Below are 15,973 nucleotides of genomic sequence, written 5' to 3'. Positions count from 1 at the left end.
TGCAAAGAGGTTGATATGGAACCCGGAACAATCTGGCTGCTCATCTGCGCCGCCCTTGTTCTCTTCATGACCCCCGGCCTGGCGTTCTTCTACGGTGGCCTCGTCAAGGCGCAGAGCGTCATCTCGATGATGATGCTGAGCTTCGGCGCCATGGGTCTGGTCTTCGTGCTGTGGATCCTCTACGGCTTCAACATGGGCTCGGCGGGCGACGCCGACATCATCAACGGCTGGCTGGCGAACCCGTTCTCGGACTTCGCCCTGCAGGACCTGGCGACCGGTGACGGCGCCTCGGCCCTGGCCGGCGTCGCGTTCGGATCGACCTTCGCCGTCATCACGACCGCCCTGATCTCGGGCGCGGTCGCCGACCGTGCGCGCTTCTTCCCGTGGATGCTCTTCGCCGGCCTGTGGGCCACGATCGTCTACTTCCCCTCGCAGGGGTGGGTCTGGGGCTTCGACGAAGACGGACTGACGGGCTGGATCGGCACGCTCACGATCGGCGACGCGACGCCGATCGACTGGGCCGGTGGCACGGTCGTCCACATCAGCGCCGGTGCCGCGGCCTTCGCCCTGGCGCTCGTGCTGGGCAAGCGCACCGTCGGCTTCGCCAAGGAGGCTGCCGAGCCGCACAACGTCCCGCTCGTGCTCATCGGTGCCGCGATCCTGTGGTTCGGCTGGTTCGGCTTCAACACCGGTGCCGCGGTCGACGTCAACACCGGCTCGCTGATCTTCCTCAACACGATCGCCTGCCCCGCGGCCGGCATCCTGGGCTACATCGCCGTCGAGCACTTCAAGGACGGCAAGCCGACCGCCGTCGGTGCCGCCTCGGGCATCGTCGCCGGCCTCGTCGCCATCACCCCGTCGTGCGCCAACCTCTCGCCGTTCTGGGCGATCGTCCTGGGCCTGCTGGCCGGCGCGATCTGCTGCTTCGCGATCGACCTCAAGTACAAGCTCGGCTACGACGACTCGCTCGACGTGGTCGGCCTGCACCTGGTCGCGGGCTTCCTCGGCTGCCTGTACCTGGGCTTCTTCGCCACCGACACGGGCCTGTTCGTCGGCGGCGACTTCGACCAGCTGATCGCGCAGCTCATCCCGTCGGTGTTCGTCGCGGTGTTCTCCTTCGTCGTGGCCTTCGGCCTCGGCAAGGCGATCGACGCCACGGTCGGCTTCCGGGTCACCGAGGAGGAAGAGGTCGCCGGTCTGGACAACGTCCTGCACGGCGGCGGCGCCTACAAGTTCGACTGACGCACACGCGCACGGCGCCCCGTCCCCGATTTCCGTGGGGGCGGGGCGCTGTGGCATCATTGTTGGTTGGTGCCGGACGACTCTGCCATGAGGGAGTTCCCACGAGGCGCCACCCGATTCCCAGCAACATCGATCATCCGCAGGTGACTTGTGGCACCGGCGAGGAGACCATCATGACGAACGTCATCGACCAGATCGCCGCTCAGCAGCGCCGCGACGACATCCCCGAGTTCCGCGCGGGCGACACCCTCAAGGTGCACGTCAACATCGTCGAGGGCAACCGCTCCCGCGTGCAGATGTTCCAGGGCGTCTGCATCAAGGTGCAGGGCTCGGGCATCGGCCGCACGTTCACCGTCCGCAAGGTGAGCTTCGGCGTCGGCGTCGAGCGCACCTTCCCGGTCCACTCGCCCGTGATCGACAAGATCGAGATCGCGACCCGCGGCGACGTCCGCCGCGCGAAGCTGTACTACCTGCGCAACCTGCGCGGCAAGGCCGCCAAGATCAAGGAGAAGCGCGAGGACTGACCTCCCGCCTCTCGACGCACGCGACCCCGCCCCGGACACGGAGCGGGGTCGCGTCGTTTTCGTGGGCGTGCCCGCTACGCTCTTCGAGTGAGTGAGGCCAAGCGTCAACTGCCCGTGTGGCAGGAGTCCATCCTCCTCGTGGCCACCGCGCTGGTGCTGGCGCTGATCGTCAAGACGTTCTTCTTCCAGGCGTTCTACATCCCGTCCGACTCGATGGTCCCGACGATGGTCAAGAACGACAAGCTGCTCGTGCAGAAGGTCTCGTACTGGTCCGGCGGTCCCGAGCGCGGCGACATCGTGGTCTTCCGCGATCCGGGCAACTGGCTCGGCCCCGACGACGTCGACCCGTCGGGCAACGTCGTGCAGAGGACGCTCGAGTCGATCGGCCTCTTCCCGTCCGGCGGACACCTCATCAAGCGCGTCATCGGCGTCGGCGGCGACGAGGTCCGCTGCTGCGACGAGAAGGGCCGCACGGTGGTCAACGGCACGTCGATCGACGAGCCGTACCTCGCGGACCAGTCCGTCAACGCCGAGCAGACCTTCGACGTCACGGTGCCGCGCGGCTACCTGTGGGTGCAGGGCGACAACCGGGGCAACTCGGCCGATTCGCGGGCACACCTGGGCGAGCCCGGCGGCGGCTTCATCCCCGTCGACGACGTCGTCGGCAAGGCGTGGCTGCGCGTCTGGCCACTGGACCGGTTCGGGCTGATCAAGGACACCGACGCCTTCGACGAGGTCCCGGACCCGTGAGCACCGCACCGTCCCTCAGGATCGAGCGCCGCATGCTGCGCGAGGGGCGCTCGGCGCTGGCCTGCAGCGACGAGGTCGGTCGCGGAGCCCTCAGCGGGCCCGTCACGGTGGCGATGGTCGTCGTCACGGAGCAGACCCGCACCGCTCCGCAGGGCGTGCGCGACAGCAAGCTGCTCACGGCGCAGGCGCGGCAGCGTCTCGCCCCGTTCATCAGACGGTGGGCACCGGAGCACGGCGTCGGCCACGCGACACCCGAGGAGATCGACCGCTACGGCATCGTGCCGGCGATGCGGTTGGCCGGGCACCGCGCACTCGCCCAGTTGAGCACGCCCCCCGACGCCGTCCTGCTCGACGGCAACCACGACTACCTCAGCGTTCCGGACCAGGACGCGCTGTTCGGCCCGCCCGTCGTGATCGACGTCGTGCCGCCGGTCGTCACGATGATCAAGGCCGACCTGCGCTGCGCCGCGGTCGCCGCCGCCAGCATCCTGGCCAAGACGGCCCGCGACGACCTCATGGTCGCGCTCGCGCGGGAGCACCCCGAGTACGGGTGGGAGGTCAACAAGGGCTACGCGGCGCCCGATCACATCGCCGCGCTGACCGCCCACGGGCCCACGCCGCATCACCGGCGGTCGTGGCGGCTGCCCGGCTGCGACGCCACGGCCGACAACCCGGTTAGCATGATCGACGAGACGATGGTGGAGGTGGGAGCACCGTGAGTGCCGAGGACCTGGAGCGGTACGAGATCGAGATGGAGCTCGCGCTCTACCGCGAGTACCGCGACGTCGTGTCGATCTTCAAGTACGTCGTGGAGACCGATCGGCGCGTCTACCTGTGCAATGCCGTCGATGTGAAGGTGCGCACCGAGTCCGGTGACGCCTACTTCGAGGTGACGATGACCGACGCCTGGGTGTGGGACATCTACCGGCCCGCGCGGTTCGCCAAGAACGTCAAGGTGCTGACGTTCAAGGACGTCAACGTCGAGGAACTCCAGGACGCGGACGTCAAGCTGCCGCCGACGTGACCCCAGCGACCTCGCCGACCGAGGCAGGACGGGCCTTCGGCCACGTCCTGGTGAACACGCTGCTGGCGAACGTGACGACCAGCTTCCTGTGGTTCGCCCTGACCTTCTGGGCCTATCTCGAGACGCGCTCGGTGCTCGCCACGGGGATCATCGGTGGCGCCTACATGCTGATGCTCGCGCTGTTCGCGATGCTGTTCGGCACGATCGTCGACCGGCACCGCAAGCACCGCGTCATGGTCCTCTCGGGCACGATCACGCTCGTCGCGTTCGCGCTCGCCGGCGTCCTCTACGCCGCCGTGGGCGCGGACCGGATCGACGACCTCTCGGGCCCGTGGTTCTGGCTGTTCGCCGGGATCGTCCTGTTCGGCTCGGTCGTCGAGAGCATGCGGAACATCGCCCTGTCGACGACCGTGACCCTACTGGTCCCCGAGGAGCGTCGGGCCAACGCCAACGGACTGGTCGGCACGGTGCAGGGCATCGCGTTCATCGTCACGAGCGTCTTCAGTGGACTGGCGATCGGTCAGCTGGGCATGGGCTGGACCCTGGCGGTCGCGATCGTGATGACGGCGGTCTCGCTCGGGCACCTGCTGGCGATCGACATCCCCGAGGAACAGCCCGACACGACCGGCCCCGACGCACCACGCGTGGACGTTCGCGGGGCGCTGGCCGCGATCAGGCAGGCCCCCGGGCTGTTCGCGCTGATCGTCTTCACGACGTTCAACAACCTCATTGGCGGCGTGTACCTGGCCCTCATGGACCCCTACGGGCTGGAGCTGTTCAGCGTCGAGATGTGGGGCGTCGTGTTCGGGGTGGCGGCGACCGGCTTCATCGTCGGCGGGGCCCTCGTGGCGCGGTTCGGCCTCGGTGCCAACCCGATCCGCACGATGCTGCTCGTGGTGGCCGCGATGGGCCTGCTCGGCGCGGTGTTCACGCTGCGCGAGTGGTGGTGGCTCTACGCCGGCGGCATCTGGCTGTACCTCGTGCTCGTGCCTCCCGTCGAGGCCGCCGAGCAGACGGTGATCCAGAAGGTCGTCGAGTTCCGGAACCAGGGTCGCGTGTTCGGCTTCGCACAGGCCTTCGAGTCCGCGGCGACCCCGGTGACCGCGTTCCTGATCGCCCCGCTGGCGCAGTTCTGGGTCATCCCGTCGGTCGACTCGCCCGAGGGCGCGGAGCGCTGGGACTGGCTGCTGGGCACGGGGGAGGCCCGCGGCATCGCGTTCATCTTCCTCGTGTCGGGCCTCGTGATGGTCGTGGCGGCGCTACTGGCGTTCACGACCCGCTCCTATCGCCTGATCAGCGAGCAGTACCTCACCTCGACCCCCGCCTGACCGTCCACAGCCTCGGTCCCGCCGCGGCGCGTGTCCACAGGCATCGTCGGGACGGTTCCGCCGCGCGGGCGCGGCCGGAAGGCTCGGAGCCATGACGTACGCGCGGAACCGAGCCCTCGGCGACTACGGCGAACGAGTCGCCGCCGACCACCTGCGATCCCTCGACATGGTGATCCTCGACCGGAACTGGACGTGCCGGTTCGGTGAGATCGACATCGTCGCGCGCGACGGCGACACGCTCGTGATCTGCGAAGTGAAGACCCGCACGACGGCCAGCCACGGCACGCCGCTGGAGGCGGTCAACGGGCGCAAGGCGACGACGTTGCGGCGGCTCGCGGACGCGTGGCTGCAGACGCATGACGTCACCCCCGACGCGGTGCGCATCGACGTCGTCACGGTCTGGGTGCCGCGCGCCGGCGGCCCCCAGGTCGAGCGCATCTCCGGGGTGGCGTGATGGTGTCGGTCAACGCGATCGCTCTCGACGGCCTGACGGGTCGCCCGGTCGAGGTCGAGGTCGACATCGCCTCGGGACTCTCGGCGACCGTCGTCGTCGGGTTGGCCGACGTCACGGTCAGCGAGGCGCGCAATCGCATCCGTTCGGCCGTCGTCAACGCTGGCACCTCGTGGCCCGACACGCGCGTCACGATCAACCTTGCTCCCTCGAGCCTGCCGAAGACCGGACCGCACTACGACCTCGCGATGGGCCTCGGGATCTTCGCCGCGAAGGGGATCGTCCCGACGGATCTGCTCGCCGGCTCGGTCTTCCTCGGTGAGCTGGCCCTCGACGGCAGGCTTCGCGCGGTACGCGGTGCGCTGCCGGCGACGCTCGCCGCCGCAGCGGCGGGATTCGAGCGGATCTTCGTGCCCGAGGCGAACGCCGCCGAAGCCGGACTCGTCCCGGGCATGGACGTCGTCGGCGTGCGCTCGCTGCGTCAGGTCGTCGCGATGCTGCGCGGCGAGGAGGAGCCGGACGACCCGCCCGTCCCGCCGCTCGTCGACCCGGCGGACGCCGGCTGGGCAGGCATGGCGGCGAGCGACCTCGACCTGGCCGACGTCGTCGGTCAGGACGACGCCCGGCTCGCGACGCTGATCGCCGCGGCCGGCGGCCACCACCTGCTGCTCACCGGACCACCCGGCGTGGGCAAGACGATGCTCGCCCAGCGCCTGCCCACCCTGTTGCCCGACCTGGAGCCCGATGCGGCGCTCGAGGTGAGCGCGATCCACTCGCTCGCCGGCGTCCTGCCCGGCGATCTGCCGATGCTCGTCCGCCCGCCGTTCCTCGAGCCGCACCACACCGCGAGCGCGGTGGCCGTCGTGGGTGGCGGCAGCCGCGGGGTGCGACCCGGGGCGATGTCACTGGCCCACCACGGGGTGCTCTTCATGGACGAGGCTCCCGAGTTCGCGATCAACGTGCTGGAGGCCCTGCGCCAACCGCTGGAGAGCGGGCGCGTGGTGGTCTCCCGGGCCGCCCAGACCGCCGTGTTCCCGGCGCGATTCCAGCTCGTGCTGGCGACGAACCCGTGCCCGTGCGGTCACGCGGGCTCCGCGGTGCGCCGGTGCGAGTGCACCGCCCCGGCGCGGCGCCGGTACGCAGACCGGCTCTCCGGACCCATTCGCGACCGGATCGACATCCATCGCGTCCTGGTCGAACCGACTCGGCGCACTCTCCAGGAGGCCGTGGACACGGCGACGTCGCTCTCGACCCCGGACCTGAGCGCGCTCGTCGCGCGGGCCAGGGAACGCCAGCGACACCGACTGCGCGAGACGCCGTGGCGGGTCAACGCGGCCGTGCCGGGGGTGGACCTGCGTCGGGACTGGCCGGCGCAGGACCTCGGGATGCGGATGATCGACCAGCAGATCCGCGCGCACAAGCTCACACCGCGCTCGGCCGACCGCGTCCTGCGGTTGTCGTGGAGCGTCGCCGACCTGTGCGACCACGAGCGGCCGACGACGGACGACGTCGCGACGGCGCTCGACCTGCGACGCGGCAGCCCGCTCGGCGGCGAGGTCGCCCGGTTCGTGGAGGCCGGGTGACCACGGTGTCGCAGGCCCGAGCACTCCTGCTGACGTCGCTCGTCGTCGAGCCGGGGGATCCTCGGGTCCTGCCGTGGCGCGAGCGCTGCGACCCGACCGAACTGTGGGCCGCGATCTGTCGCGGCGGCGCCGAGATCCCGCCTGCGTGGACCGAAGCCGCGGGCCGTGCACCGGGGCGCGCCGATGCCGCACTCCGTCAGGCTGAGCTCGTCGACGCGCGCTGGGTCGCCGCCGGCTCCCGGGACTGGCCGGTGGCGCTGGACGACCTCGGGCATCTCGCGGGAATCGGCGAGGTCGCCGGGCCGCCCGCAGGCCTGTGGGTCAGTGGTGGCGGCGACCTGACGGACCTCGCGACGGCACCCGTGGCCGTCGTCGGGGCGCGCAGTTGCACGACGTACGGCGCCGAGTGCGCCAGCGACATCGCGGCGGACTGCGCCGACCGTGGACATGCGGTCGTCAGCGGGGCGGCCTTCGGCATCGACGCCTGCGCGCACCGCGGAGCGCTGCTGGCCGGCGGACCCACGATCGCGGTCCTCGCGTGCGGGGTCGACGTGGAGTACCCGCGCGCCCACGCCGCGCTGCTGCGCAGGATCGGCGAGGACGGCCTCGTGCTCAGCGAGTACCCGCCCGGGACGACGCCGCAGAGGCACCGGTTCCTCGTACGCAATCGGCTCATCGCGGCGCTGAGCGTCGGCGTCGTCGTGGTGGAGGCCGCGTCCCGGAGCGGATCGCTCAACACGCTGAACTGGGCCGATCACCTGGGTCGCACGACCATGGCCGTGCCGGGTCCGGTCACGTCGCAGTCCTCGGCGGGCGCGCACCGGGCGGTGCGCGAGGGCAAGGCACTGCTCGTGACCTCCGGCGCGGACGTCCTGGCGGACACCTTCGGCGTCGTCACGGACGACCAGCCCGCGGTCGGTGCCGGCGCGCGACGGGTGTGGCTGCGGCTCGGCGCCGAGCCCCAGTCCGTCGAACGACTGGCCGGTGCACTGAGGTTGGGCACCGTCGCGGTCCATCGTGCGCTGAAGGAGCTGCAGCGCCACGATGTGGTGCGCTGCGAGGAGTCCGGCTGGCTTCGCCGACCTGCGGGCGCGGCCGCAGGCGACGAGGGTAGGTTGACCGGGTGACCGAGTCGACCCACACCTGTCAGTCCCCGGCCGAGGCCTCGCCGTGCGAGGTCTTCGCGTTCTGGGAGGAGAAATACGGCTCCAATGACGGGATCTGGTCGGGTCACGTGAACGCCGCGCTGGCTTCGGTCGCCGTCGACCTGACGCCGGGGCGGGCCCTCGATCTCGGGGCCGGCGAGGGCGGCGACGCCCTGTGGCTCGCCGAGCGTGGCTGGACGGTCACCGGCGTCGACGTGTCGCCCACCGCACTTGCCCGGGCCGAGGCCGCGGCCGAACGCGCGAGCCTGAGCGACCGGCTGACGTGGGTCGCCGCCGATCTCGAGGAGTGGGTGCCCGACGATGCCTTCGACCTCGTCACCGCCTGCTTCCTGCAGTCCCCGGTCACGTTGAGCCGTGAGGACATCCTGCGCCGCTCTGCCGGGTGGGTCGCGGTGGGCGGGCACCTGCTCGTCGTCGCGCACGCGGAGTCCCCGCCGTGGTCCGACCACGCGAGCGACATGCACTTCCCGACGCCGGAGGACGATCTGGCGGCACTCGACCTGTCCGAGGACGCGTGGGAGGTCGTGGCCGCCGAGGCGCGCGACCGGCAGACCTACTGCCCCGAGGGCAATCCCGTGACGCTGCGCGACGGCGTGCTCGTCGTGCGTCGCACCGCCTGACGCCTCACGAGGGACGCTCCCCGCGCGCGGCCTGCTCGACGATCGTGGCGATCCTGCGCGTCTTCGTCTCGGGTCGCTTCGCGAAGGCCAACTGGGTCAGGCCGAACTTGCGGGCGCTCGGCGGGAAGGCGTCCCACTGGGCGCGGGCCGCGGGCTCGGCGTCCAGCGCGGCAGCCAACTCGGGTGACTCAACGAGTGCCTCGGCATCGTCGAGCAGGTTCCACAGGCCGCGTTCCTTCGCATCGTCGATCACGGCCTGGCCCGACGGCTGCATCCGGCCCTCGGCGATGAGTTCGGCCACCCGCGCCTTGTTGCTCGCCGCCCATGCGCTCGTGCGTCCGCGCCGGGTGAACCACTGCATCGCGCGCCCGTCGTCGAGTCGCTTCGTGTGACCGTCGATCCAGCCCCAGCACAGGGCCTCGCGCACCGCCTCCTCGTAGTCGAGGGGAGCGTTGGGCGCCGACCCCGACCGCCAGAACACGAGCCAGACCCCGCCGGACGTCGCGTGGTGCTGCGCGAGCCAGTCGCGCCACATCGCGACCGTCGTCGACTCGAATCGGGGCTGTGCGGGATCGGCCACTCCGGCATCGTAGGCCGGTCACGTCGCGGGTGTCCCGTCGTGACGTGGCCGCAACATTCCTCGGCTTGACTGACGGCGCCAGTCAGCCAGCCGAAGGACGCAGGACCGTGGACCAGCACACCGTCGAGTCGTACCGCTTCGCCGTGTCGCGGTCAGACCTCGCGCTCGCCGCCGGTGAGCGGTTCGTCGCGGGCGGGACGTGGCTGTTCTCCGAGCCCGACCTGGACGTCACGGGCCTGGTCGACCTGACCCGGATGGGATGGCCCGCGTGGGAGGCCGGTGACGACGGACTCACGATCTCCGCGACCTGCACGATCGCCGAGCTCGCGGCGCTCCCGGCCCGGAACGACTGGCGGGCCCACCCGCTGTTCGCCCAGTCCTGTCGAGCTCTGTTGGCGTCGTGGAAGGTCTGGAACGTCGCCACCGTCGGAGGCAACGTCGCGCGTGCCTACGCGGCTGCGGCCATGGTGAGCCTGCTGGCGACGCTCGACGCCGTCGCGATCGTGTGGACGCCCGACGGTGGGCAGCGACGGGTCGACGTCGTCGACCTCGTGGCCGGCAACGGACTGAGCACCCTCGCCGGCGGCGAGGTGCTGCGGTCCTTCGAGGTGCCCGCCGCCGCCCTGCGGGCGACCACCGCACTGCGCAAGATCGCCCTCGCGGACCTGGGACGTTCGGGTGCGGTCGTCACCGCCCGTCACGACGAGGACGGACGGTTCACGGTCGTCGTCACGGCCGCGACGCTCACGCCGCAAGTCCTGCGCTACGACACCGTGCCCGATGAGCGGGCGTTGCGTGCGGACGTGACGTCGCTGCCGGGGTACTACACCGATCCGTTGGGGACTCGCGACTGGCGGCGGGGTGTCTCCGCCGAGCTCGCCGCGCGGGTCAGGTCAGACCTGGCGGCGCCATGATCGTCGACGGGAGGCCGGTCGACCGCGAGCCCCGGCCGGGACAGTGCCTGCGGACCTTCCTGCGCGAGAGCGGCCACACCGCGGTGAAGAAGGGCTGCGATGCCGGCGACTGCGGCGCCTGCTCGGTCGTGCTCGACGGGCAGGCCGTCCACTCGTGCATCTATCCCGCGGCGCGAGCGGTCGACGCGCACGTCACGACCGCCGCCGGACTCGGCTCACCGGGCGACCTCGCGCCCGTCCAGCAGTCATTCGTCGACCACTTCGGGTTCCAGTGCGGCTTCTGCACGGCGGGCATGGTGGTGACCGCGTCGTGCCTGACGGCCGACGCGCTCGACGACCTGCCCCAGGCACTCAAGGGCAACCTGTGCCGCTGCACGGGCTATCGCTCCGTGCGCGAGTCGATCGAGGCGGCCCTCGGTCCCGAACAACCCGCCACCGAGGCGCCCACGGGCGCGGTCGGCAGGTCGGTCCGGCCGCCCGCCGCCGAACGGATCGTCTGCGGCCGTGAGCCGTTCACGTTCGACGAGTTGCCCGAGGACTGCCTGCACGTGGCCGTGCTCGGCAGTCCGCATGCGCACGCGAGGATCGTCCGGGTCGAGACCGCCGCAGCCCTCGCGCTCGACGGTGTGGAGCTCGTCCTGACGCATCACGACGCGCCCGACCTGTACTACTCCAGTGGGCGCCACGAGCACCGCACGGACGATCCGGACGACACCCGCATGCTCGACGACACGGTGCGCCACGTGGGACAACGCGTGGCCGCGGTCGTCGCCACGAGCGCCGGCCTGGCCGAGCGGGCTTGTCGGCTGATCGAGGTCGAGTACGAGGTGCTCCCTGCCGTCTTCGACCCCGAGGAGGCCCGCGCCGAGGGCGCCCCGGTGCTGCACCCCGGGCGCTCGCCGCACGATCGGGTCGACCACGCCCTGCGCAACACCGTGCTCGGGTTGCGGGAGGAGCGCGGGGACGTCGACGGTGCCGTCCGCGACGCCGAGGTCGTGGTCCGCGGCACGTGGCGCACGCAGCGCCAGACCCACGCGCAGTTGGAGACGCACGGCAGCATCGGTTGGCTCGACGAGGACGGCCGGCTCGTCATCCGATCCAGCACGCAGGTTCCCTTCCTCACCCGGGCCGAGCTGTGCCGGATCTTCGACCTGCCTCGCGAGCGCGTCCGGGTGTTCGCGGCCCGCGTCGGCGGTGGCTTCGGCGGCAAGCAGGAGATGCTGACGGAGGACCTCGTCGCGGCAGCCGTCCTGCGGCTCGGCAGGCCCGTCGCGTACGAGATGTCCCGCACGGACGAGTTCGAGCGCACGACCCTGCGCCACCCGATGCGGGTCTCGGTCACGCTGGCCGCCGATGCCGACGGCACCCTCACGGCGATGGAGGTCGACGTCCTCAGCGACACCGGCGCCTACGGGAACCACGCCCGCGGGGTGCTCTTCCACTCGTGCGCCGAGTCGGTCAGCGTCTACCGCACGACGAACAAGCGGGTCACCGGCGAGGCCGTCTACACGAACAACCCGCCGTCGGGCGCCTTCCGCGGCTACGGCCTGGGTCAGGTGATCCTCGCCGTCGAGTCGGCCATGGACATGCTCGCCGAGCGGATCGGCCTCGACCCGTTCGAACTGCGCCGGCGCAACGTCGTCCGTGAGGGTGACCCGTTGCTCACCGGGCACGAGCACCCCGATCCCGACCTCGTGTACGGCAGCTACGGGCTCGACCAGTGCCTCGACCTCGCGCAGTCCGCGTTGGCGCGGGGCAACGGGGTCGCGGCACCCGCGCACTGGCGCACCGGTGAGGGGATGGCGATCGCGATGATCGCGACGATGGCACCCTTCGGGCACATCGCCCAGGTCACCGTGACCCTGCGTCCCGACGGCACCTACCTCGCGGGCGTCGGCACCGCCGAGTTCGGCAACGGGTCCACGACGGTGCACACGCAGATCGTCGCCGAGGTGCTCGGGACGCGTCCTTCCGCCGTCGTGCTGCACCATGCGGACACCGACGCGGCTCCGTACGACACGGGCGCCTTCGCCTCGGCCGGCATCACGGTCGCCGGCAAGGCGCTGCACGCCGCGGCGAAAAGTCTCGAGCGCCGCATCCGCGAGCTGGCCGGGACGCTCGCGGGAGCCGATCCCGACGAGTGCCGGATGGGAGCCGACGGCGTCGAGACCCCCACGGGTCGGATCGGGTTCGACCGGGTCGTGGCCGCGGCCGATCCGCGGGAGCGCGACGGTGCCGGACTCGTGGCCGCGGGGGAGGAGCGCGGGGCGCAGCGCTCGCTGGCCTTCAACGTGCACGGTGTCCGGGTGGCCGTCGACCCCACGACCGGTGAGGTGCGGATCCTGCAGTCCGTCCACGCCGCGGATGCGGGAACCGTGATGAACCCCGAGCAGTGTCGCGGTCAGATCGAGGGCGGCGTCGCCCAGGGATACGGCAGCGCGCTGTACGAGGAGGTGCTGACCGACGGTGCGGGGACCGTGACCTCGCCGAGCTTCCGGACGTACCACGTCCCGCAGTTCGCGGACGTCCCCGAGACCGAGGTCATGTTCGCCGACACGAGCGACGCGCTCGGCCCCTTCGGGGCGAAGTCGATGAGCGAGTCGCCGTTCAACCCGGTGGCCGCAGCCGTCGGCAACGCCGTGAGCCGCGCGATCGGCCAGCGGTTGACGGAGGCGCCGTTCAGCCGCGACCGGGTGTGGCGTGCAGCGAGCCGGACGACGCGCTCAGGGAGCCCCCGTCGCGAGAATGACGGGCCGCCACCACCTCCGCCATGATGGCGATCGCCGTCTCGACCGCGGTCCGGCCGCCGAGGTCGAGTCCGATCGGGGCGTGCAGGCGGTCGAGCTCCGACGCCGTGACGCCCGCGTCGAGGAGTCGCCGCCGCCGCGCGGCCGTCGTGGAGCGGCTGCCCATCGCGCCGACGAACGCCACGTCGCGACGCAACGCCTCGACCAGGACCGGCACGTCGAACCGGTCCTCATGCGTCAGGACGCACACGACGGTGGAAGGACGTGGCGGCTGCGCTCGCAGGTGGGTCGCGGGCTGGGCGCGGACGACCTCGTGCGCGTCGGGGAACCGCTCGGTCCCCGCGAACGCGGGGCGCGCGTCGACCACCGTCACGCGGAAGCCGGCCATTCGGGCGAGAGTGGCGAGCGGGCCCGCGACGTCGACGCCCCCGTAGACGAGGAAGTCGGCGGGCGTGGTGGGACGCGCCACGAGCCAGGAGCCGTCGGGCTCGTCGTGCCGCCGGAAGCCTTCGCCGGCACCCCATCGCACGGTCAACCTGCCGGTTTCCGCTCCGCCAAGCCCGACGGCCAACGCCGCCTCGGTCGGGTCGCCGACGGCCGCCGCGCGCCACACGTCGAGCGCCCGGTGGTCGGTGTCCGGATCGACTCTCGTGACGAGCACCTCGACGGTCCCACCGCAGGCCAGACCGACGGCGAACGCCTCCGGATCGCCGTAGCCGAAGATCTCGGTGGACGGCGCGGCGCCCGCGAGCACGGCGTGGGCGCGCTGGAGCACCGCCGACTCCACGCAACCGCCCGACACGCTGCCCAGGACCCTGCCGTCCGAGGTCACCACCATCGTCGTGCCGGGCGGCCGGGGGGCGCTGCCGCCGACCGACGTCACGACCGCGAGTGCGACGGCGCGACCGGCCGCCACCTCGGAGACGACGAGGGCCGCGTGCTCGAACATGACGCCACGCTAGGTCGGTCGCGGGTCGCCGGGCTCGCACCGGTGTTTCGGTCGCGTAAAGGTTTCGCGTCGCGTCGCGAAGCGCTGACGACGGCGGCTAGCGTGGTCGTTCCGCACCGTCACGAGAAGGGGGACCCGTGGGCGATCGACGTCGTGTCTACCGCGGCCACGTGTTCCACGTCGCGGGGTCGCCGAGCGTCCACGAGGCGGACTCCCACCTCGTGTCGCTGCGCGACGGGGCGGTCGCGGTCGACGCCGATGGCGCGATCGGCTGGACCGGTCCCTACGCCGGCCTTCCGGAGGTCTACGGCGATGCACCGGTGACCCGGAGCGCCTTCATCGTGCCCGGCTTCGTCGACGCCCACGTGCACTTCCCGCAGACGTACAGCACGGGCGCGTACGGGGGCGGACAGTTGCTGGAGTGGCTCGAGCGCTGCATCTTCCCGGCCGAGGCGCGGCTCGCCGACCCGGAGTTCGCCGAGCAGGTCGCCGCCGACTTCACGGCGCGCCGGCTCGCCGCCGGCACCACCGCGGCGATGGTCTTCGGCTCGGCGTTCCCGCACGCCCAGGACGCGCTCTACCGGCACTCGCTGACCGCGGGGCTGCGGACGGTCAGCGGTCGCGGCATCCAGGTCGTCGGACCGCCGAGCGCCGCGCCGCTCATGACGGACGAGGACGAGGCGGTCGAGCTCGTGCGCGACGAGATCGACCGCTGGCACGGGACGGATCCGGAGGCCCGGCCCGAGCACGAGGCCCTCCTGCAGGTCGCGATCGTGCCGCGGTTCAGCCTCGCGACGACGCCGCGCACGCTGACGGCGCTGGGCGAGCTCTACGCGCAGGTCCGCGACCGCGGCGTGTTCGTCCACTCGCACCTGAGCGAGAACGATCGGCCGGGAACGGGGGAGATCGCCGCCGTCCTCGCGACGTACGGCGTCCACCACTACCTCGACACGTACGACGGCTCGTTCCTGCCCGGCAGCCAGCGCGGCGGGCACTCGCTGCTCGGCCGGCGCACGATCATGGCCCACGCCGTGCACTGCCACGACGACGAGCTGCAACGGCTCGCGGCGGCGGGGTCGTCGATCGCGCACTGCCCCACGTCGCAGCTGTTCCTTGGGTCGGGCACGATGCCGTGGCGGCGGACCGTCGACTCGGGGGTCAACGTCGCGATCGGGACCGACGTGGGAGCGGGGGAGGAGTGGCTCGTGGCCCGGGTCCTGGGCATCGGCCACGGCGTCCACATGAACGAGATCGACAGCGTCTCGATCGGCCCGGCGGAGCTGCTGTTCAGCGGCACGCTCGCGGGTGCGCGGGCTCTCGACCAGGAGCACGTGTTCGGGAACCTCGACGTCGGCAAGGAGGCCGACCTGCTGCTCCTCGAGCCCGACCGGGTCCCGGCCCTGGCCGGTGCGCTCGCGTGGGGGATCCGATCCGACGACGAGGCCGCGGCCGATCGGGAGACCCTGTTCACGCTGCTGCACGGCCTGCGCGAGTCGGCGATCACGGGTGTCGTCGTGCGGGGTCGGAGGGTCGCGTGACGACGGCCGGGCTGGTGCTCGCCGCGGGGGCGGGCACGCGGTTCGGTCGGCCCAAGGCGACCGTCCGCGACGCCGAGGGCACGCCGTGGGTCGCCCGCGTGGCGCAGGTGCTGCTGGACGCCGGTCTCGATCCGGTGGTCGTGGTGCTGGGCGCCGGGGCCGAGGAGGCGACTCCGCTCGTGCCGGACGGCGCCCGGGTCGTGGTGGCGCGGGACTGGGCCGAGGGGCTGTCCGCCTCGTTGCGCCGCGGGCTCGCCGACCTCGAGGACTCGCGCGCGGAGGCCGTCGTCGTCGCGCTCGTCGACCAGCCGGCGCTCCCGCGGTCCGCCGTGGAGCGGCTCGTCGCCGCGGGCTCGGGGCGCACGGACCTCCGGCGGCTCACGTTCGACGGCGCGCACGGCCATCCGGTGCTGGTCGGCCGCACGCACTGGGCGGCGCTCACCGCCTCCCTGCGCGGTGACGCCGGCGCCGGTCCCTGGCTGGCCCAACGCGACGTCGAGCTCGTGCCGGCGGCCGACCTGTGGGACGGCGCCGACATCGACGAACCCTCCTGAACG

Annotated in this window: 16 protein-coding genes; 14 read left to right on the top strand and 2 right to left on the bottom strand. The window is 72.0% G+C overall.

The window, feature by feature from the left end; genetic code table 11:
- Positions 1 to 15 precede the first annotated feature (15 nt).
- From ACT26F_RS07385 to ACT26F_RS07340, 10 genes are all read left to right on the top strand, one after another.
- On the top strand, positions 16 to 1,242 hold the full coding sequence (locus tag ACT26F_RS07385) for an ammonium transporter (protein WP_471669866.1): 1,227 nt from the start codon (positions 16 to 18) through the stop codon (positions 1,240 to 1,242).
- Between the two features lie 173 nt (positions 1,243 to 1,415).
- Positions 1,416 to 1,766, top strand: coding sequence for a 50S ribosomal protein L19 (gene rplS / locus ACT26F_RS07380; RefSeq protein ID WP_471669865.1), 351 nt, complete (start codon positions 1,416 to 1,418; stop codon positions 1,764 to 1,766).
- 87 nt (positions 1,767 to 1,853) lie between these two features.
- On the top strand, positions 1,854 to 2,516 hold the full coding sequence (lepB, locus tag ACT26F_RS07375) for a signal peptidase I (protein ID WP_471669864.1): 663 nt from the start codon (positions 1,854 to 1,856) through the stop codon (positions 2,514 to 2,516).
- The gene (locus tag ACT26F_RS07370) at positions 2,513 to 3,235 is read left to right on the top strand and encodes a ribonuclease HII (RefSeq protein ID WP_471669863.1); all 723 of its coding nucleotides are present in this window, start codon (positions 2,513 to 2,515) and stop codon (positions 3,233 to 3,235) included. The genes lepB and ACT26F_RS07370 overlap by 4 nt, the downstream gene beginning before the upstream one ends.
- Positions 3,232 to 3,540, top strand: a complete 309-nt coding sequence (locus ACT26F_RS07365; RefSeq protein WP_471669862.1) for a DUF2469 domain-containing protein — start codon at positions 3,232 to 3,234, stop codon at positions 3,538 to 3,540. The genes ACT26F_RS07370 and ACT26F_RS07365 overlap by 4 nt, the downstream gene beginning before the upstream one ends.
- Positions 3,537 to 4,868 carry an MFS transporter gene (locus ACT26F_RS07360; RefSeq protein ID WP_471669860.1) on the top strand — a complete coding sequence of 444 codons (1,332 nt, stop codon included), beginning with the start codon at positions 3,537 to 3,539 and terminating at the stop codon, positions 4,866 to 4,868. The genes ACT26F_RS07365 and ACT26F_RS07360 overlap by 4 nt, the downstream gene beginning before the upstream one ends.
- A gap of 91 nt (positions 4,869 to 4,959) precedes the next feature.
- Positions 4,960 to 5,322, top strand: a complete 363-nt coding sequence (locus tag ACT26F_RS07355; protein WP_471669859.1) for a YraN family protein — start codon at positions 4,960 to 4,962, stop codon at positions 5,320 to 5,322.
- Positions 5,322 to 6,902, top strand: a complete 1,581-nt coding sequence (locus ACT26F_RS07350; protein ID WP_471669858.1) for a YifB family Mg chelatase-like AAA ATPase — start codon at positions 5,322 to 5,324, stop codon at positions 6,900 to 6,902. Before ACT26F_RS07355 ends, ACT26F_RS07350 begins: the two co-directional genes overlap by 1 nt.
- Positions 6,899 to 8,029, top strand: a complete 1,131-nt coding sequence (gene dprA / locus ACT26F_RS07345) for a DNA-processing protein DprA (protein ID WP_471669857.1) — start codon at positions 6,899 to 6,901, stop codon at positions 8,027 to 8,029. Before ACT26F_RS07350 ends, dprA begins: the two co-directional genes overlap by 4 nt.
- Complete coding sequence (locus ACT26F_RS07340) at positions 8,026 to 8,688, top strand: class I SAM-dependent methyltransferase (protein WP_471669856.1); 663 nt, start codon at positions 8,026 to 8,028, stop codon at positions 8,686 to 8,688. Before dprA ends, ACT26F_RS07340 begins: the two co-directional genes overlap by 4 nt.
- Before the next feature lie 4 nt (positions 8,689 to 8,692).
- On the opposite strand, the gene ACT26F_RS07335 is transcribed toward ACT26F_RS07340, so the two are convergent.
- The gene (locus tag ACT26F_RS07335) at positions 8,693 to 9,268 is read right to left on the bottom strand and encodes a YdeI/OmpD-associated family protein (RefSeq protein ID WP_471669855.1); all 576 of its coding nucleotides are present in this window, start codon (positions 9,266 to 9,268) and stop codon (positions 8,693 to 8,695) included.
- A 107-nt stretch (positions 9,269 to 9,375) separates the two neighbouring features.
- On the opposite strand from ACT26F_RS07335, the gene ACT26F_RS07330 reads away from it, so the two are divergent.
- Both ACT26F_RS07330 and ACT26F_RS07325 read left to right on the top strand, forming a co-directional pair.
- Positions 9,376 to 10,182, top strand: a complete 807-nt coding sequence (locus ACT26F_RS07330) for an FAD binding domain-containing protein (protein WP_471669854.1) — start codon at positions 9,376 to 9,378, stop codon at positions 10,180 to 10,182.
- Entirely contained in the window at positions 10,179 to 12,956 is a 2,778-nt protein-coding gene (locus ACT26F_RS07325) for a molybdopterin-dependent oxidoreductase (RefSeq protein WP_471669853.1), read from the top strand. The genes ACT26F_RS07330 and ACT26F_RS07325 overlap by 4 nt, the downstream gene beginning before the upstream one ends.
- Here ACT26F_RS07325 and ACT26F_RS07320 read toward each other — a convergent pair.
- Positions 12,862 to 13,878: an XdhC family protein gene (locus tag ACT26F_RS07320; protein WP_471669852.1), complete on the bottom strand. Its 1,017-nt coding sequence runs from the start codon at positions 13,876 to 13,878 to the stop codon at positions 12,862 to 12,864. The genes ACT26F_RS07325 and ACT26F_RS07320 overlap by 95 nt on opposite strands.
- 137 nt (positions 13,879 to 14,015) lie before the next feature.
- On the opposite strand from ACT26F_RS07320, the gene ACT26F_RS07315 reads away from it, so the two are divergent.
- Positions 14,016 to 15,416: an amidohydrolase family protein gene (locus tag ACT26F_RS07315; RefSeq protein ID WP_471669851.1), complete on the top strand. Its 1,401-nt coding sequence runs from the start codon at positions 14,016 to 14,018 to the stop codon at positions 15,414 to 15,416.
- Positions 15,413 to 15,970, top strand: coding sequence for a nucleotidyltransferase family protein (locus ACT26F_RS07310; RefSeq protein WP_471669850.1), 558 nt, complete (start codon positions 15,413 to 15,415; stop codon positions 15,968 to 15,970). The genes ACT26F_RS07315 and ACT26F_RS07310 overlap by 4 nt, the downstream gene beginning before the upstream one ends.
- The last annotated feature ends 3 nt before the right edge of the window (positions 15,971 to 15,973 follow it).

The sequence above is a fragment of the Aeromicrobium sp. SP1 genome (assembly GCF_055663785.1).
Note: the sequence above shows the minus strand (reverse complement) of the source record. Positions and strands in the feature narration are given on the sequence as shown.